Genomic DNA, 16193 nt, shown 5'->3' with positions numbered 1-16193 from the left:
AAAAAAGGCCGGACACGGTGTCCCATGCCCGGCCCGGGTAATCAGATCACGACCCGCCCGTTCAGCAGGTCTTTTTTTTCCCGCGTTTGAGATCCTTGAGGGCAAAAAAGCCCATTTTGCGACGCAAAAATCCGAGCTGATCCTGCAGGGGCAGATTCTTGGGACAGACATCCTCGCAGCCCAAAAGACCCATGCACCCGAAGATGCCCTGATCGTTGCCGATGATCTCGAAATAATCCTTTTCCTCGCGCTCGTCCCTGGGATCAAGGATGAATCGGGCAATGCGGTTCAGGGCAACGGCCCCGAGAAAATCCTCGCGCATCCGTGCCGTACCGCAGGCGGCCAGACAGCACCCGCACTCCACACACCTGTCAAGCTCGTAGATCTGCTCGGCAAGCTCGTTGTCCATGCGCTCTTCTTCGGCCTCGGGATCGAATTCCTTGGAGGTATGAATCCAGGATTCGATATGGGTGTTCATCTCCCTAAACCATGTGCCCGTGTCCACGGAAAGATCCCCGATGAGCTTGAAAAAGGGTAACGGAAGCAGGGTAATCTGACTGGGAAGATCCTTTGTCTTGGTCTTGCATGCCAGATTGGGTCGACCATTGATGACCATGCCGCACTGCCCGCAAATCCCGGCCCGACAACAGAAATCGAATTGCAGGGAAGGATCCTGCTCTTCCCGGATCCTGTTCAGGGCGATGAACAGGGTCATGCTTTCGGTCTCGTCAATATAGAAGGATTCCATGTGCGGCTTGGAATCCGGGTCCTGGGGATTGTATCGAAAAATGTTTATAGTGAGCATTCTGTCCATGGATTAGGCCTCTTTATCGTCTGCGCTGATGATTTTTCCTCCGCCATAGCCTCGTTCACCCGGGGGAAGTTCAAAACTCGGAGTGGCGGGCTCGTACCGCAAGGTGGGCAGATCCGCACCCTCTTCCCAGGTGGCCAGGGTTCTGACCAGCCAGTCACGATCATTGCGTGCGGGATAGTCTTCGCGGGCGTGACATCCACGGCTTTCCCGACGTTCCAAAGCGCCATAGGCAACACAAAGGGCCATGCGCACCATGCCGGGAAGCTTGAGGGCCAGAGCCAGTTCGGGATTGGCACCCAGACCGTTGCTCTTCAAGCCCAGGTTGGCGGTGCGGGCATGGACTTCCTGCAGAGTCTTGACGGCCTGGTCCAGATCCTTTTCATTGCGGAAAATGCCCACGCCTTTCATCAGGGCATCCTGCATCATGTTGCGCAGCTCGTAGACGTTCTCCTTGCCCCCTCCATGGATGAGCGTGTCGATCCGGGCCTGATCCTTCTTGAGCCGTTCGTCAATGACAGCGGTCTTGAACGTGGCCGTAGCCCCCTGAAGATACTCGACCACCTTGGCTCCGATGATCTTGCCGGCAACCACGGTCTCGGCCAGGGAGTTGCCTCCCAGGCGGTTGAACCCGTGCAGATCCCAGCAGGCAGCCTCACCTGCGGCAAAAAGGCCCTTGAGGCCATAGGCAGCGCCGTGCTTGTTGGTGCGCACCCCGCCCATGCTGTAATGGTGAGTGGGTCTGACAGGAATGAGCTGATGCAGGGGATCAATGCCCAGAAAATTCTGACAGATCTCGTCGACTTCCCGCAATTTGGTCCGGATATGGGCTTCGCCAAGATGACGGATATCCAGCCAGAGATGGTCGTCCCCATAGGGATTCTTGACGCCAAAGCCCTTGCGGATGTGTTCGATCATCCGACGGGAAACAACATCCCTGGAGGCCAGCTCGGCCTTTTCGGGCTCGTAGTCGGGCATGAACCGGTCCTCGTTCTTGTCCAGCAGGGTCCCGCCGTCTCCACGACACCCCTCGGTGACCAGGATATCCGTGGGAACAATACCCGTGGGATGAAACTGGATGGCCTCCATGTTCCCCAGGGAAACCACGCCTGTATCCAGGGCAATGGACTGGCCTCCTCCCTCGCAGATGACCGCATTGGTCGTGTTCTTATAAATCCTTCCGTATCCACCCGTGGCCACAAGCGTGGCCTTGGCCAGATACACGCGAAGCTTGCCGGTTTTCAGACAGCGGGCCACAACCCCCTGGCAATGCTCCCCATCATGAATCATGGAAATGGCTTCCACACGATCATGCACCTGAACACCCATCTGGGTGGCCCGGTTGTCCATGGTGTAGAGCACGGCGTGCCCGGTCCCGTCTGACGTGTAGCACGTTCTCCATTTGGCCGTACCCCCGAAATTCCTGGAGGTAATAAGCCCTTCCTTGGCCGGGTCTTCAAATTTTTCGTACTTCTGACCGCCCTTGTAATAAAACCCCTTGCCGCCAACAACGCGGTTCCAGGGAACCCCCCAATGGGCAAGCTCGCGCATGACAATGGGTGCGGTGTCCACAAACATCCTGGCCACTTCCTGGTCACACCCCCAGTCCGATCCCTTGACCGTATCCAGAAAATGGACATCCGGACTGTCGCCTTCGCCCATGACGGAATTACCCAATGCCGCCTGCATGCCGCCCTGGGCTGCCGAGGAATGAGAGCGCTTGGAATGGACCAGACTCAAACAGATGACATCGAACCCGGCTCCTGCGGCCTCAATGGCCACGCGCTCTCCGGCCAACCCGGCCCCCAGGCACAACAGGTCTGTATATATAGTTTCAACCATGTTTCCCCCTTGCTCTACACGCTCAGAAAATAGAAACGGATCAATGAGACCAGGTCGATGGCGACCAGAACGCCTGCAAAGATGTACAGATATTTCTTCATCCTCGCCCTGTTCTCGCGACGGATATACCCCCACTTGACCCCTGCCCGGTAGACGCCGATGGCCACGTGCATGGCCACGAAAAGGAGAAAGAAAAGATAGAACCACAGCCAGGTTCCGGCATACAGGAGAGCCACGGACTTTTCCGCGGTAATGGGAAGATCATTGAGCAGCACCCACATGTGGATGGAGCCCATGAGCAGGATGAGCATCCCGGTGACAGCCTGGATCAGCCAGAGCCAGGTATCCTCATGGTGCATCATGCGGGCATGCTTCCAAATCACGGACTGCTGAGCGGCCCGAAAGGGAATCTTGCGGGCCGCAAGCACGAAATGCAGCAGAAAGACGAGCCCGATGATCGGCCCGCCGACTTGTGCCAGGCCGGTATTCTCGAAAAAACCGGCCATACCATTGAACGTGGACGCCCCGAAGATGACGCTGGCCACGAAAAGGGAATGGCCCATGATAAAAAGGACCAAACCGATACCAGACAACACTTCCAGCCAGTCCAGGACCGCCGGTGTCCTGGTGGACGACTGGACGTGCATGGTCGTATCACTCCACATATGACCTCCCATAATATATTGGAACAGAAGAACAACACGCAAAAACGGGTGCAATTCTGTTACTCGATATGAAAGGCAAAAGCAAATACAATGCAGGGGAATATGAGAAAAAGGCCGATATATCCGGGGAATCGGCAAAAAAAGGCTGCAAACGGGCCGACCAAGAGGATATACGGCAAGAGAAAGGGAGTTGATGGCCAGCAAGAGGCCATAGTCGCCAGGTCAGGCAGACTGGTGGCAGGCCCCCCTCAGGTCAGAGGGGCCCGTACAACACAAAAAAAGCACGAAGAACATCGGTGCATCCTACTTGGCCTGGGGAGACCAGCATTCGGCGTGATTGGCACGAACCACCTGCTGTTTCTTGGCACGCAGTTCCTCGATCACATCGATATCGTAATCAGTCCACTCCACACCCATGAGTTCGGCCACCCAGGTCTTTTGGGTGGGATCGTACCATGTCCCCCCGACATTCTGTTCCTTGTACCAGACAACCGTCTGGATTTCGTTTTCCCGGCAGATTTCCAGACGGATATCAATGGCGTCTTGGGAATGAACGCAGATACCGTCTTCATACTCGTATTCCTTGGTGAAAATTTCATCCTCGGAGTTTCCAAGCGTCTCGATGACAACCTTGCCATGCAACTTTTCCATACCCTGATCCCCACAATCTGACAGATTCAAGCCGGCTGGTGCCGACCAGTACTCATGACCGCATGCACAAACGTGTGGATCACTTAGTGAAAGAAAGAACAAATATCAAGTCATGGGGGGTACAAAACTTTTATCGTCTCCCAGACATGCGCCCGGACGTCTGGTGAGAAACAGGGATTTGTCGAGTCCGGGCTTGTTCTCGTGGTGAGAGCGTGTTAACGAAGAGAATCAACTTCCAGCCAGGGAGAAAGCCATGCAATACTACCGGGAAAAACGGCGGTACGACCGCCATGACAACGTGGATGAGCTCCAGGTCTCCAGTGACAACCAGAGCCCAACCAGGGTGGTGCTCCTCAACTACAGCAAGGCCGGGGTGTATATCAAAAGTCCACGTTATCTTGCTCCGGGCGCTCCGGTAAATCTTGCCGCGGATGAGCACCTCAGGGACAAGGTTCCCCAGACCTGCAAGGGCAGCGTTGTCTGGTGCTCATTCGTGGCCGGCAAACGCCCCCATTTCCGGGCAGGTATCAGATTTTTTCAAGACCACGACGGGACAAATTAAAGGCAGGGGTTACGGTACGCGAACCACGTTTGGAAAGGCAAAACAGGATGATGCCCGGGTGTTGCCCGCGCATCAAGGCCAACAATAAAACGATTGCCTGTTGTGTTCAGCCCTGTTTGGGCCGACCCGTCTTGTCCGGTTTGGAGGACCTCCCGTGCTGGCGCGCGGGGTCGGGAGAAGGGGACTGTTTGGTTTTGCGCTGCTTCCAACCCGCAAGCTGGGCCCCCAGATAAAGAAATCCGTGCTTGATCAGTCGCCACGAAAAGATTCCCACCCAGGCCACAAAGGCCATGTTGCTCCTGGCAGCCTGATGGACCGATTCCTTGACCATTGCCTTGGATTCCTCAAAGGCCTCTTCGGTCTCGGGGTTGACCTCAACGGGTTTGCGCCGGGGTTTGACAACAAGATTGCGGGTATATTTATCTTGATCGGACATGCTCATATCCCGTGCTGACCGTGGTCAGCCATGCTTGCGGGCTCATGGACCTCCCTACAGGACGGATCCACAAGCCCTTGTGTTCCATCACGCAACAACCTGTACAATCATATGTCTCTGTGTGGACATGCGCAAGAGAAGGTATAAAAAAAGCCGCCTGAATATTCAGACGGCTTTTTCAATGGCGTGGTGCCGAAGGGGGGACTCGAACCCCCACGGGTGTTAACCCACTAGCACCTCAAGCTAGCGTGTCTACCAATTCCACCACCTCGGCATCCTGTCACCCTGCCCTATTGCTCGGCAGGATCGTTTGCTGTTTCGGTGTCTTGCACCGCGTCAGCAGGAGTGGCTTTTACGGATTTCGATTCCTCTTGTCCAGCATTTTTTGCATCTTCGGCAACATTTTTTTCTGTTGCCTCCGAAACCGGGGCAGGAGCCGGTTCGACAGCCGGAACCGGGGCGTCAAGAACAATGGACTCCCGGGGTGTTTGATGCTGGGCCGTGCTCATATACGTAAATGTCAGCGAGGTGACGAAAAAAACGGCTGCTGCTGCACCGGTCAATTTGGTCAACAGGCCACCTGCGCCGCTGCTGCCAAACAGGGAGGTGCTTCCGCCACCAAAAATGACCCCCATGCCTTCCTTGCCGGACTGCAGAAGTACCAAAACGACCAAAACGATACACGCGATAATATGAATGGTGATAACCAGAGAATTCAAGGTCTCGACCTCCTGACCTGCCGAACAAGACCCGAAGGTCTTTCATTGTCCGGGAACTTTGTCCCGGAGTTGTCTGTTGTGCAGCCACGTGCGCAACGCACCCGACAAACAAAAATAATATCTTTTCAGATAATTATGCCAGCACGATCCGGCTGAAGCTTTCAGCCTTCAAGCTCGCGCCACCTACCAGCACCCCGTCGACATTGTCAAGGGCAAGGATGGATGCGCAATTGTCCGGCTTGACGCTTCCTCCGTAGAGAATGCGGATGTTGTTCCCGGTCTCGCCCAACAGATTCACCAGTCTGGAGCGGACCACGCCATGGGCCTGGATGATTTCTTCGGGACCGGCCACCTCGCCCGTACCAATGGCCCAAACCGGCTCATAGGCAACCACCATCCTGTCCGGATCAACCGCCCTGGTGACGCCGGACAGGCCCTTGTCAAGCTGTCGGAAGAGTACTTCCTCCACCCGGCCCTGCCTGCGTTCCTCAATGGTTTCCCCGATGCACAGGATGACAGCAAGTCCTTTTTCAAGGCCAAAAGCAACCTTGCGACCCACAAAGTCGTCCGTTTCGCCCAGGATGTGCCTGCGCTCGGAATGGCCTGCCAGGGCAAAGGTGCATCCGAGATCCAGAAGCTGGTCGGGACAGATCTCTCCGGTGAACGCCCCCTGATCTGCAGGATAGAAATTTTCTCCGCCCAGCAGCATGCCCTTGTGGCCTGCAAGCACCTGACCCACCCCATGAAGCAGGGTAAAGGGCGGAATGACCAGCATCTCCCTGTCATCGGGAAGGCGGCCGGACACGAGTTGCACGAGTTCATGGGCCGTTGCCACCCCCTCTTCATGGGTTTTGAACATCTTCCAATTGGCAGCCATGAGTTTTTTCATTGCGCCTCCTTGTCCTGCAGAGCCTTGAACGCGGGAAGTTCCTTGCCTTCGAGAAACTCCAGAAACGAACCGCCACCCGTTGAGATAAAGGAAATCCTGTCCTGGATACCAAGGGTATGGATGATGGCATCCGTGTCACCGCCCCCGACAATGCTCAGGGCATCGGACTGGGCCACGCCCATGGCCAGATTAAAGGAACCCTGGGAAAAAACCTTGTTTTCAAAGGCGCCCATGGGGCCGTTCCAGACAATGGTTGCTGCGTCACGGATACCCTCGGCAAACAGGGCCGAAGTGGCCGGACCGATATCCAGGATCATTTCTCCCTTGGGAACATCCTGATACGGGCAGACGCCTGCGGTCATCTCCCCCTGGGGACCGTCCCCCAGGATGTAGTCCACGGGCAGATACAGACTGACTCCCTTGTCCCTGGCCTTGGCAATGATGGACCGGGCCTCGTCCAGAAGATCGTCCTCCACCAGGGACGTGCCCACTTCATACCCCTGGGCCTTGCGAAAGGTATTGGCCATGGCCCCGCCGATGAGAATGCGATCGACCTTGTCCAGAAGAGCATGCAGAATGCCGAGTTTGGAGGAGACCTTGGCACCCCCGGTAATGGCCACAAAGGGTCGCTTGGGATTTTTCAGGGCCTCGCCCAGATATTCCCACTCTTTTTTGAGGAGCAGTCCGCCGCAGCACAAGGCAAAATGATCCAGGACCCCGACCACGGATCCGTGGGCACGATGGCATACCCCAAAGGCGTCGTTGACATAGCCATCAAGACCGCCAGCCAGGGCCTTGCAGAAAGCGGGATCATTCTTTTTTTCGCCCGCATGGAACCGGAGGTTCTCGAGCATGAGGATCTGGCCGGGCTTGAGCTCATCAACCATGGACTCTGTGGCCTTGCCGATGCAATCCGGGGCCATGAGCACCTCCTGGCCGAGAAGTTCGGCAAGATGTCTGGCCACGGGTGCCAGGGAAAGCTCGGGAACCACCTTACCCTTGGGCTTTCCCAGATGGGAACAGAGAACCAGGGTACAGCCCTGCTCAAGAGCGAACCGCAACGTGGGCAAACTGGCCCGTATGCGATTGTCATCCTTGATGACCCCGTCTTTGAGGGGGACATTGTAGTCCACGCGAATGAGCAGACGTTTGCCCTTGATGGGGGCATTATCAATAAAACGCATGCATGACTCCTTCAGGTTTGATCATGGTGTGAAAATCATCTTGTGAAAGGGTCGGCATTTTCCCTTCATGCCTGAGTGTTTGCTGCTTGGCGGCAGAACCGGTACGGGGCATCCCACCATTTTCCCCAACGGACAGGATGCAAACCAGGTGGAATTTCTCCCTTCGGGGCAACAATCTTCTAGGCAACAATCTTGGCCAAAGGACCGGGCTTGAGACTCGCAGCCATGGCATCGGTCCCTGAAGTCAATCCCTTGACCTCTTCATACCCCTTGGACAGGAGATAGAGATAGCACATGGCAGCCCTGAATGCCGTGGCGCAAAAGGGGATGATGAATTTGTCCCGGGGAATTTCGTCCAACCGGTCCGGGATCTCGTTGAGGGGAATATGTTTGGCAAAGGGAAATTGCAAATGATCCACCTCTTCCCGGGCCCGGACATCCAAAAACAGGAAATGATCGTTCCCGATGAGGGGCAGGGCCTCGGCCATGGTCATGCCGTATTCACCAGTTGCAAAGAAAGTGAAATCCATATCACGCAAAATGTCTTCACACGCCTGCATTGTCATACCTCCTTGGGTAGAATGGTACATTCAAAAAACCACTACCCTGTACTCCACTTTGCAAGCAAAAAAAAGAGCGCCAGAGGAAAAAATCCTGCCCCATGCCACCCAAAACAAGACATGACGCCTGCTTCAATAAGGCTGCAACAGGCCTCTTCAGATCCCTGACAGTCTCCGCCACGTTTCCCTGCACCTGACGCATACAACACCCCGCCAACCTGCCACCTGCATTCCCGGGCATATCTTTCATTGAAAAACCGGATCATCTTTGGCATGGGTATACGTCTTGTCATGACGTGCACACACTTTTTTGGCCAAACCCTTGCGAGGGATCACAACAGCCATGCAACCACCCATCCCTGAAACATTACTGGAGACCATTGGCATGGAGTCCCTGACCGGCGACCATCTTCTCAAAAGAAACGTGGCTCTTGAAATCATCGCCACCCTGTTTCAGGACAAGGGGGAGGCGTGGATACGGGATAACCTCGATACCGTCAGAGAAACCATCACTTCAGTCACGGGCCTTCTGTGAAGGATACCTCCATGTGCCCCTTTTCATCCCATTGCAAATTTTTCATGTTTTTCCGTCAGTCCGACAACCTCCGGGTCAAGGAGACCATCAGGCAGGTCTGCAGGACCCAAGAAGCCTGGCAGGGATGCGTCCGCGCCCTGATGATCCAACAACACGGCAAGACCAACCTGGCGGCTGACATCGGTCCCCAGGGAAGGCAGGTCTGACGCTTAAGGCCGACACGCCCGTGCCAGCCACTCTTTGTGCCCGACAATCTCAGGTTCTGTCCTTGATGATCCGGCCGTATTGGGCGGCAAAATGCGGATCAATATCCCGGATGTCCGCATGGATCTCCTGGTGATCGAATCCGTTCTTGAGAACAAACTCGGCCAGCGAACGGCCGGATGTCCCGGAATGGACCAGCATGACGTAACCGTCCTCATCACGCACAAAAAGGGAGTAGGACCCGCTGGGATTGATTTCCAGGGAAAATTCTCGGCTCCAGGACAGGGGATCGCCCGAAGTATTCACGGCTCCGAGATAGTGACCGGGTAATTCCATCATGATAGTATCTGGTAGGGTATTGGTTCGGAATGGTTGACCTGTCCGGCAGGCAGGTTTGCTTGCATTTTCTCCATGATCATGGTTTGCCAAGGCAACAGCCATGCATCATGGAACCACATTGATGACAGACACGACACAACTAACGAGGACAATCATGCACATGTACAAGGCCGATGCGGCCATCGTAAAGGAAAAGGATTTCGAAGAACTCGAACCGGGACTTGTTTACATCGACAGAAAAGGCGGTTTTGTGGCCATTGCCGACCCCGCCTCCGACAACGTGCTCCTGGTTGAACTTGATCAGCCCAAGGCGAAATAAAGTCCTGTCACATTAACCCTTCTCACTTCCGGAGACAATAATGCTCGTAAAATGCCTTCTTTATATATCCCTGTTTCTGGGCGCAGCCATCGGGCTGGTCATGATCCTTCACAAACGGCTCACTCCCCACAAGAAACAATCCTAGATCGGCTTTTCTTTTTTCAAAACGGAAACAGCCAGCATCCCGAGAAACCCCAGTCCGAAAACCGCATTGGGCATCCAGGCGGCCACAAAAGGCGGAAGCAGTCCGTTTTCACCGGCAGCAGTGCTCATGACAAATATGGCATAATAGGCGAACACCAGAACCAGCCCCGCAAGAACGCTCAGATAGACATTGGTGACAGCCAGGGTGAGGGCTATGGCCGCACACGCCATGACCAAAAGGGAAACAGGATAACTGATTTTGGCATGCAGGGCGGTAACCAGCCCCTCCACATTGGATCCGGCCTGACCAAGCCCCTTGATGACCCGGGAAAGATTCCAGTAACTGAGGTATTGGGGGGCTTTTTCACTTTCCAGGGTGGCAAAGGAACGAGGATCGGTCTTTAAAATCAGATCCATGCGGTCTTCCCACCGGCGGGAAAAAGACTGGATGTGCAGGTGGTTCACCTCCATGAACGTCCATGTGTTCCCGTGAACCTCCACCCCCTTGGCCTCGGCAATCTGTTCCACCTTGTTGCCGTCTCCGGAAAGGGCATATACGGCCGCTCCACGGCCCACGCCCTGAAAGGGCTTGAACGAGCGGATGCGGATAATTCTGTTTTCTTCCCGAAACCAGACATTGTACAGAACCTGCTGGGAAAGCTGTTTCTTGCGCACATCTTCCTTCCAGATACGGTGGGCCACGCTATACCCTTTTGTCCCGAGAACCTGGGAAAATCCGAACAAAAGGGCGCTCCAGACAAGGGCGTACACGACAATGGTCCTGCCGATAACGGCAAAGGGCACTGCGCAGGATGTCAGGGCGATGATTTCGCGATTGCGGTGCATGAGGCTGAACTGGATGAGCAGGGAAAGCAAAAACACGGCAGGGAATATCTGGGATATGATCAGGGGGGTCTTGGCCGCAAAATACATGACAATGGTGGACAGGCCCACCCCTGCCTTCAGAAAATCATCCAGGCGGTCAAAAAGTTCAATGAGCAGATAAATGCCGATGCCGGCCCCAAAAACCAGGGCCAGTAAAAAAAGATTCTGCCGGATCAGATACCGGACAAGGATATTATTGTTCATGGACAATGTGTGGCTTCCTGGTTTGCAGACAGGTCCGGCACCAGCCCCAGAAACTCATGGCATCCAGATTCTTTTCCCGGGCAACGAGAACAAACCCGCCCACCGTGAGCAGAGCAAAGATCACATTGGGCATCCACATGGCCATCCCCGGAGCAAGAGTCCCTGTTTCCGCCAGGACCATTCCCAGGGAAAACAGGGAATAGTAGAGCATGAAAAAACCCAGGACCAGGACAAGGCCATACTGGCGGTTCATGCCCTGAAACAAAAAGGCCAGGGGGATGGCAAACAGGCCCAGAACCAGACAGGCCACGGGCAATGCATACCGCTTGTACAATTCGGCCTTCAGATCACGCCATTTCTGGGCATCCTTGCCCGAACCCGGATGCAGTGCAGCAAGACGGGCACGGATCTCCTCAGGGGACAGGGACTTGATGCGCTTGTCCCCCAACCCCTTGCTCCCCCCAAGCAGGCTGTTCATGTCCATGCGGACCCGGTACGAATCAAACCCGATCTCATCAATCTCGTCTTCGGTATACCGGTAGATGGTGCCGCCCGTCAGCACAAAAAACATCTCTCCCGCATCAGAATCCGCCACGATCCGTCCCCTGGGCGCGACAATGGTTGTGCGTAAATGGGGGTCAGTGGCGTCTTCCACAAAGACCTTTTCCATGTCCCCTGTGCGTGGATCCACCCGAAGGGCAAAAATGACCAGTTTGGAAAAATCCGTGTTGAACACTCCTGGCCGGAGCTTCAGGGTAGCCTTGGTCCTAGCCAGATCGTACACCGTCTGCCTGAAATGATCCATGCCCCAGGAAATCCCGTACAGGGTCATGACACCACAGCAAAACACCCCCATGAGGGAAAACAGAAGGGGGCCGGGCAAGAAACGGTACACGCCAAGGCCTCCGGCCCGCAGGGCAATGAGCTCCCGGTCGGTCCCCATGCGCAAGAACGTCAGAAAGATGGCCAGCATGCAGGAAACCGGGATGAGCAGACTCATGAAAAAGGGACTCAGGTAGACAAAAAGCCTGCCAAGATCCAGCACGGAAATGTCCTGTCCCATGACCAGTTCCCGCATCTGCAAGAGCCTGCCAATGAGGAGCACCACAAGCACCGCTCCCAGGCACACCCCGAAAATGGTCACCAATTCCTTGAAAATCTGACGCTGCAGAATACGCACGTGGGGGACTCCTACGAGGCGGGTTCATCCTTTTCAAGATACAACCGATACAGATAACGTTGGTCTTCGGGACCGAGATTGAACCGCATGCCCACATCCCGGAGCAGAGATTTGATGTCGCCACCCTGACCCAGATGTTCCTCGATCCATTCCACGGCCATGCGCAATTGTTTTCCTTCAGGCATTATGGTTGTCATGGGTTCCTCCCTGACGCAGGATGATGATGTGATTGAGTCACCATCCTTTACGCAGTCCCCTGGCAAAAGTACAGACCATATCATGCTTGCAACTTGAACGGCCTTCAGCTATTTGAATTCGTCACCTTTACTGCTTGCCCTTCCCACGCCTCAACAAGCCGGCACGGCAAAGGGTAAAGGGAACATGACCCGACACACGTCTCCCGTGTTTTGCCATGGCCGGGTCATGTGCTCCTGCGTACATCATTCATTCCAGCCTGTTCACCTTTTCCAAACAACTTAGGAGGCATTGTGAAACCCCTGCTCAAGATGCTTGTTCCCCTGTTTGTCCTGGCCCTGGTCGGCACCGCCTCGGCAGCCGATGATTCATGGCAGAAAATCAAGTCCAGCGGCGAATTGCGTATCGGCCTGGATGACGATTTTCCCCCCATGGCCTTTCGCAAGGCCGATGGCAAACTCTACGGATTTGACATTGATTTTGCCGAAGCCGTGGGCAAAAAACTCGGTCTCAAGATCACATGGGTTCCCACGGCCTGGAAAGGGGTCATTCCCTCCCTGTACGCCAACAAGTTCGATTGCATCTGGAACGGTATGACCATCACCAAGGAACGTGAGGAAAAGGTCAACTTTTCCAAGCCCTACATGATGGATGGTCAGGTGGCAGCCGTAGTCATGTCCAACACATCCATCAAGACCCCTGCAGATCTCGGGGGCAAGGTTGTGGGCATTCAGCAGGGTTCCACTGCCATGAAGGCCATTGAAGCCCTGCCCAACAAGCCCGGCCAGCTCAAGCAGTATGAAACCAATCCCAAGGCCATGCTGGACATGGAATCCGGCCGTCTGGACTGCGTGGTCCTTGACAACCTGGTTGCCCGGGACATCATTTCCAAGAAACCCGGAGTCTACAAGATCCTTCCCCAGTTCATCACCAAGGCACCCTTTGGCGTTGCCTTTCGCAAAGCAGACAACAGTCTGCGTAACAAGATTCAGGAAACCATTGACGAGCTGGTTGCCAGCGGTGAGGCCGCCAAAATCTCCAGAAAGTGGTTTGCCGAAGATCTGACCAATCCTGCAAACTGGTAGGGGATCACCCTGCCATGCCGGGATCCATTGCATAACACGGGTTCCCCGTCCCTTGCCGGGCGGGGAACCTGCGTTTTCTCATCATCGAAACCATGCAGAGAATTGTCTTGAGGCATACCATGGTGAAGACCCTCATGACGGGCAGGCATGTGCATCCACTCCTGCTCGTTTTCTTGTTTTTTGCACTTTTGGCCTGGAGCGCCCCCGGCTTGGCCCAAAGCCCGAGCCAATTGCTCATCCAGGGCAAAAACGCCCTGAGTGTCGGGGATATCCAGACCGCCACGGATCTGCTGTACCAGGTGCCACCGCCCACTGGTCAGGGAGACGATGGCAGTTTTGTCCAGAGCAGGATGCTGTTGGCCCGGATGTTCTTTTCCATCAAGGATTATGAACAAGCTGCCCAGGCGTGTCAGGAAATCCTGAACATCTATCCGGACAATCCCGAGGCAACCAACTTCCTGGCATCCATTGAACAGCTCAGCCGCCCGCCCTACGTCCAGTTTTTCCTGGATACCCTCAAATTTCTTCCTGCCCTGGCCAAGGGCACGGTGATGACCCTGCTTCTGGTGGTACTGACCATCCTCATTTCACCCCTTGGCGGACTGCTCATTGCCTTGGGAAGGATCAGCTCGTTCAGGCCCCTGACCATGTTGTGCTGGTTCATCATCTGGATCTTTCGCGGAACCCCCCTCCTTCTCCAGCTTTTTTTCATCTACTATGCCCTGCCCACCTTCGGCCTGACCCTCAAACCCATGACAGCGGCCATTCTGGGTCTTTCCCTGAACTATTCAGCCTACCTTGCCGAGATCATCCGAGGGGCCATTCAGAGCATCGACTACGGTCAGACCGAGGCGGCCAAGGCTCTGGGCATGACCTACTGGCAATCCATGCGCCGGGTCATCATTCCCCAGACCTACAAACGGCTCATGCCTCCGGTGGGTAATGAGTTCATTGCCCTGATCAAGGATACGGCCCTGGTTTCAACCATTGCCATGGTCGAACTCATGCGATCCGCGGATCTGCTTTTCAACACCTATTTCAATATAACGGTTCTTGTTCTTGCCGCCATGATCTATTTGGCCATGACCTCGGTGTTCACCGTGATTTTTGAAAAAATCGAAGCCATTGTGGGAGCCTATGAAAACCGATAATCCCGCCCCGCTCATCCGGCTGTCCAATATTGTCAAGCGTTTCGGCTCCCTTACGGCCGTGAACAATATTTCCCTTGAAATCAAGCCCGGAGAAAAACTGGTCATCATCGGTCCTTCAGGCTCGGGCAAGTCCACCCTGTTGCGGGCCATCAACTTTCTGGAGGAAATCGACGAAGGCACCATCCTTTTCGAGGGCCGGGAAGTCGGATATGTTCAGAAAAAAGGGCGCATGGTCCTGGACAAGCCCTCTCGCATATGCAAGCTGCGATCTGAAATCGGCATGGTTTTCCAGCATTTCTATCTTTTTCCCCACATGACCGTCCTTGGCAATGTCATGGAAGGTCCCTTGACCGTGCAGAAGAAGCCCGTGGAGGAAGCCCGGGACATTGCCATGGCCATGCTCGAAAAGGTGGGCATTGCCGACAAGAAGGATGTCTATCCGGCTACCCTCTCGGGTGGTCAGAAACAGCGGGTGGCCATTGCCCGAGCCATTGCCATGCGCCCCAAACTGATGCTCTTTGACGAACCCACTTCGGCCCTGGACCCGGAACTGGTGGGCGAGGTCTTTGAAACCATCCGTTCCCTGGCCAAGGAAGGCATGACCATGATCGTGGTCACCCATCAAATGGGCTTTGCCCGGGAAATCGCCGACCGGGTCATTTTCATGGAACAAGGCGGATTCATTGCCCAGGGGGATGCCCGGGATTTCTTCAGCACCAACCAGGATAACGAGCGGGTTCAAAGCTTTCTCGCCAAGATATTGTAAATCATGGATCACACTCTTTCCGCCATCATTCTCGGCATCATTGAGGGCCTGACCGAATTTCTTCCGGTTTCTTCCACCGGACATCTGATCATCACCGGCCATCTGCTGGGATTTACCGGTCTCAAGGCCGATGTCTTCGAGGTGGTCATCCAGCTCGGGGCCATTCTGGCTGTTGTCATCCTCTACTGGCCGACGTTTCTGGGGCTTCTTCGTCCCGATCCCCAGCGATCGTTCACCGGCGCCAGGGGCATCTTCCTGCTCATATTGACCTCCCTTCCGGCATCGGTTCTGGGGCTTTTGGTTCACAAGGCCATAAAGATCTACCTGTTCACCCCCCAAACCGTTGCCTGGGCCCTGGCCGTGGGCGCCCTGGCCATCCTCCTGGTGGAAGGCCTCTCCCTGAGGACAAAATATACCTCTTTGGACTCCATGACGCCTTCATTGGCCCTGGGCATCGGGTGCTTTCAATGTCTGGCCCTGTGGCCCGGTTTCTCCCGGTCGGCATCAACCATCCTCGGGGCCATGCTCCTGGGGGCAGACCGCAAGCTGGCAACCGAATACTCCTTTATTGCTGCGGTCCCCATCATGATTGCGGCAACAGGTTTTGATCTCCTTTCCCACTGGACCCTTTTCGAGCGGGGGGACATCCTTGTGCTGGCCATAGGCTTTGTATTTGCCTTTGTGTCGGCGTGGGCCGCGGTCAAACTGTTCATCTCCCTGGTGCAAAAAATATCCCTGCGCCCCTTTGCCTATTACCGACTGATCCTGGCCCCTCTGGTTCTCTACTTCTGGAGTTGAACCTACCTCGGGGTTGGGATGACGCCCGGACCAAACGCCGTAATCTGATACAAGAATCGTGAGCCAAGG

General features: G+C 55.1%; 21 protein-coding genes and 1 tRNA gene. 8 read left to right on the top strand and 14 right to left on the bottom strand.

From position 1 onward, the window contains the following. Positions 1–61: 61 nt before the first annotated feature. The 4 genes from DPF_RS12800 to DPF_RS12785 all read right to left on the bottom strand — a co-directional run bounded on the left by DPF_RS12800 (position 62) and on the right by DPF_RS12785 (position 3969). Positions 62–814, bottom strand: a complete 753-nt coding sequence (locus DPF_RS12800) for a fumarate reductase iron-sulfur subunit (protein ID WP_069860057.1) — start codon at positions 812–814, stop codon at positions 62–64. Between the two features lie 3 nt (positions 815–817). Continuing rightward, positions 818–2653 (bottom strand): fumarate reductase flavoprotein subunit, encoded by a 1836-nt coding sequence (locus DPF_RS12795; protein ID WP_069860056.1) that lies wholly within the window; start codon positions 2651–2653, stop codon positions 818–820. A gap of 14 nt (positions 2654–2667) precedes the next feature. Then, positions 2668–3318 carry a succinate dehydrogenase/fumarate reductase transmembrane subunit gene (locus DPF_RS12790; protein ID WP_069860055.1) on the bottom strand — a complete coding sequence of 217 codons (651 nt, stop codon included), beginning with the start codon at positions 3316–3318 and terminating at the stop codon, positions 2668–2670. Positions 3319–3621: 303 nt separating this feature from the next. Continuing rightward, positions 3622–3969 (bottom strand): hypothetical protein, encoded by a 348-nt coding sequence (locus tag DPF_RS12785; protein ID WP_069860054.1) that lies wholly within the window; start codon positions 3967–3969, stop codon positions 3622–3624. A gap of 253 nt (positions 3970–4222) precedes the next feature. On the opposite strand from DPF_RS12785, the gene DPF_RS12780 reads away from it, so the two are divergent. Continuing rightward, on the top strand, positions 4223–4531 hold the full coding sequence (locus DPF_RS12780) for a PilZ domain-containing protein (RefSeq protein ID WP_069860053.1): 309 nt from the start codon (positions 4223–4225) through the stop codon (positions 4529–4531). A gap of 106 nt (positions 4532–4637) precedes the next feature. Here DPF_RS12780 and DPF_RS12775 read toward each other — a convergent pair whose 3' ends face one another. From DPF_RS12775 to DPF_RS12750, 6 genes are all read right to left on the bottom strand, one after another. After that, entirely contained in the window at positions 4638–4967 is a 330-nt protein-coding gene (locus DPF_RS12775) for a hypothetical protein (RefSeq protein WP_069860052.1), read from the bottom strand. Positions 4968–5154: 187 nt separating this feature from the next. After that, positions 5155–5241: transfer RNA gene (locus DPF_RS12770), tRNA-Leu, on the bottom strand. 16 nt (positions 5242–5257) lie between these two features. Beyond that, positions 5258–5686 carry a preprotein translocase subunit SecG gene (gene secG, locus DPF_RS12765; RefSeq protein WP_069860051.1) on the bottom strand — a complete coding sequence of 143 codons (429 nt, stop codon included), beginning with the start codon at positions 5684–5686 and terminating at the stop codon, positions 5258–5260. A gap of 133 nt (positions 5687–5819) precedes the next feature. Further along, complete coding sequence (gene tpiA / locus DPF_RS12760) at positions 5820–6575, bottom strand: triose-phosphate isomerase (RefSeq protein ID WP_069860050.1); 756 nt, start codon at positions 6573–6575, stop codon at positions 5820–5822. Beyond that, positions 6572–7759, bottom strand: coding sequence for a phosphoglycerate kinase (locus tag DPF_RS12755; protein WP_069860049.1), 1188 nt, complete (start codon positions 7757–7759; stop codon positions 6572–6574). The genes tpiA and DPF_RS12755 overlap by 4 nt, the downstream gene beginning before the upstream one ends. 179 nt (positions 7760–7938) lie before the next feature. After that, positions 7939–8319, bottom strand: coding sequence for a rhodanese-like domain-containing protein (locus DPF_RS12750; RefSeq protein WP_069860048.1), 381 nt, complete (start codon positions 8317–8319; stop codon positions 7939–7941). Between the two features lie 343 nt (positions 8320–8662). Between DPF_RS12750 and DPF_RS12740 the strand changes: the two genes are divergently transcribed. Both DPF_RS12740 and DPF_RS12735 read left to right on the top strand, forming a co-directional pair. Beyond that, the gene (locus DPF_RS12740) at positions 8663–8854 is read left to right on the top strand and encodes a hypothetical protein (RefSeq protein WP_069860046.1); all 192 of its coding nucleotides are present in this window, start codon (positions 8663–8665) and stop codon (positions 8852–8854) included. A gap of 11 nt (positions 8855–8865) precedes the next feature. Then, complete coding sequence (locus tag DPF_RS12735; protein ID WP_069860045.1) at positions 8866–9060, top strand: hypothetical protein; 195 nt, start codon at positions 8866–8868, stop codon at positions 9058–9060. 49 nt (positions 9061–9109) lie between these two features. Here the strand turns inward: DPF_RS12735 and DPF_RS12730 are convergent, their stop codons facing one another. After that, the gene (locus DPF_RS12730) at positions 9110–9397 is read right to left on the bottom strand and encodes a hypothetical protein (protein WP_069860044.1); all 288 of its coding nucleotides are present in this window, start codon (positions 9395–9397) and stop codon (positions 9110–9112) included. Between the two features lie 154 nt (positions 9398–9551). Here DPF_RS12730 and DPF_RS14170 point away from each other — a divergent pair, with 154 nt between their 5' ends. Further along, positions 9552–9716: a hypothetical protein gene (locus DPF_RS14170; RefSeq protein WP_176724267.1), complete on the top strand. Its 165-nt coding sequence runs from the start codon at positions 9552–9554 to the stop codon at positions 9714–9716. Positions 9717–9857: 141 nt separating this feature from the next. Here the strand turns inward: DPF_RS14170 and DPF_RS12725 are convergent, their stop codons facing one another. From DPF_RS12725 to DPF_RS12715, 3 genes are read right to left on the bottom strand one after another with little or no spacing between them, the layout of a single operon-like run. Then, positions 9858–10949 carry an LptF/LptG family permease gene (locus tag DPF_RS12725; RefSeq protein WP_069860043.1) on the bottom strand — a complete coding sequence of 364 codons (1092 nt, stop codon included), beginning with the start codon at positions 10947–10949 and terminating at the stop codon, positions 9858–9860. Continuing rightward, positions 10939–12129 carry an LPS export ABC transporter permease LptF gene (lptF, locus tag DPF_RS12720; RefSeq protein WP_069860042.1) on the bottom strand — a complete coding sequence of 397 codons (1191 nt, stop codon included), beginning with the start codon at positions 12127–12129 and terminating at the stop codon, positions 10939–10941. The genes DPF_RS12725 and lptF overlap by 11 nt, the downstream gene beginning before the upstream one ends. Positions 12130–12140: 11 nt before the next feature. Beyond that, positions 12141–12326, bottom strand: coding sequence for a hypothetical protein (locus DPF_RS12715; protein WP_069860041.1), 186 nt, complete (start codon positions 12324–12326; stop codon positions 12141–12143). A gap of 291 nt (positions 12327–12617) precedes the next feature. On the opposite strand from DPF_RS12715, the gene DPF_RS12710 reads away from it, so the two are divergent. From DPF_RS12710 to DPF_RS12695, 4 genes are all read left to right on the top strand, one after another. After that, positions 12618–13409, top strand: a complete 792-nt coding sequence (locus tag DPF_RS12710; RefSeq protein WP_069860040.1) for an amino acid ABC transporter substrate-binding protein — start codon at positions 12618–12620, stop codon at positions 13407–13409. A gap of 119 nt (positions 13410–13528) precedes the next feature. Further along, the gene (locus tag DPF_RS12705; RefSeq protein ID WP_069860039.1) at positions 13529–14560 is read left to right on the top strand and encodes an ABC transporter permease subunit; all 1032 of its coding nucleotides are present in this window, start codon (positions 13529–13531) and stop codon (positions 14558–14560) included. Beyond that, entirely contained in the window at positions 14547–15326 is a 780-nt protein-coding gene (locus tag DPF_RS12700) for an amino acid ABC transporter ATP-binding protein (RefSeq protein ID WP_069860038.1), read from the top strand. Before DPF_RS12705 ends, DPF_RS12700 begins: the two co-directional genes overlap by 14 nt. A gap of 3 nt (positions 15327–15329) precedes the next feature. Then, the gene (locus DPF_RS12695; RefSeq protein WP_069860037.1) at positions 15330–16124 is read left to right on the top strand and encodes an undecaprenyl-diphosphate phosphatase; all 795 of its coding nucleotides are present in this window, start codon (positions 15330–15332) and stop codon (positions 16122–16124) included. The last annotated feature ends 69 nt before the right edge of the window (positions 16125–16193 follow it).

The sequence above is a fragment of the Desulfoplanes formicivorans genome (assembly GCF_001748225.1).
Taxonomy (GTDB): Bacteria; Desulfobacterota; Desulfovibrionia; order Desulfovibrionales; family Desulfomicrobiaceae; genus Desulfoplanes; species Desulfoplanes formicivorans.
The sequence above is the reverse complement of the archived record's forward strand: the minus strand, read 5'-3'. Positions and strand labels throughout refer to the sequence as shown.

What these genes read in the sequence shown, in the direction of transcription:
- DPF_RS12800 (WP_069860057.1), bottom strand. Translation starts at nt 814, where the DNA reads ATGGACAGAATGCTCACTATAAACATTTTTCGATACAATCCCCAGGAC.
- DPF_RS12795 (WP_069860056.1), bottom strand. Translation starts at nt 2,653, where the DNA reads ATGGTTGAAACTATATATACAGACCTGTTGTGCCTGGGGGCCGGGTTG.
- DPF_RS12790 (WP_069860055.1), bottom strand. Translation starts at nt 3,318, where the DNA reads ATGTGGAGTGATACGACCATGCACGTCCAGTCGTCCACCAGGACACCG.
- DPF_RS12785 (WP_069860054.1), bottom strand. Translation starts at nt 3,969, where the DNA reads ATGGAAAAGTTGCATGGCAAGGTTGTCATCGAGACGCTTGGAAACTCC.
- DPF_RS12780 (WP_069860053.1), top strand. Translation starts at nt 4,223, where the DNA reads ATGCAATACTACCGGGAAAAACGGCGGTACGACCGCCATGACAACGTG.
- DPF_RS12775 (WP_069860052.1), bottom strand. Translation starts at nt 4,967, where the DNA reads ATGTCCGATCAAGATAAATATACCCGCAATCTTGTTGTCAAACCCCGG.
- tpiA (WP_069860050.1), bottom strand. Translation starts at nt 6,575, where the DNA reads ATGAAAAAACTCATGGCTGCCAATTGGAAGATGTTCAAAACCCATGAA.
- DPF_RS12755 (WP_069860049.1), bottom strand. Translation starts at nt 7,759, where the DNA reads ATGCGTTTTATTGATAATGCCCCCATCAAGGGCAAACGTCTGCTCATT.
- DPF_RS12750 (WP_069860048.1), bottom strand. Translation starts at nt 8,319, where the DNA reads ATGCAGGCGTGTGAAGACATTTTGCGTGATATGGATTTCACTTTCTTT.
- DPF_RS12740 (WP_069860046.1), top strand. Translation starts at nt 8,663, where the DNA reads ATGCAACCACCCATCCCTGAAACATTACTGGAGACCATTGGCATGGAG.
- DPF_RS12735 (WP_069860045.1), top strand. Translation starts at nt 8,866, where the DNA reads ATGTGCCCCTTTTCATCCCATTGCAAATTTTTCATGTTTTTCCGTCAG.
- DPF_RS12730 (WP_069860044.1), bottom strand. Translation starts at nt 9,397, where the DNA reads ATGATGGAATTACCCGGTCACTATCTCGGAGCCGTGAATACTTCGGGC.
- DPF_RS14170 (WP_176724267.1), top strand. Translation starts at nt 9,552, where the DNA reads ATGCACATGTACAAGGCCGATGCGGCCATCGTAAAGGAAAAGGATTTC.
- DPF_RS12725 (WP_069860043.1), bottom strand. Translation starts at nt 10,949, where the DNA reads ATGAACAATAATATCCTTGTCCGGTATCTGATCCGGCAGAATCTTTTT.
- DPF_RS12715 (WP_069860041.1), bottom strand. Translation starts at nt 12,326, where the DNA reads ATGACAACCATAATGCCTGAAGGAAAACAATTGCGCATGGCCGTGGAA.
- DPF_RS12705 (WP_069860039.1), top strand. Translation starts at nt 13,529, where the DNA reads ATGGTGAAGACCCTCATGACGGGCAGGCATGTGCATCCACTCCTGCTC.
- DPF_RS12700 (WP_069860038.1), top strand. Translation starts at nt 14,547, where the DNA reads ATGAAAACCGATAATCCCGCCCCGCTCATCCGGCTGTCCAATATTGTC.
- DPF_RS12695 (WP_069860037.1), top strand. Translation starts at nt 15,330, where the DNA reads ATGGATCACACTCTTTCCGCCATCATTCTCGGCATCATTGAGGGCCTG.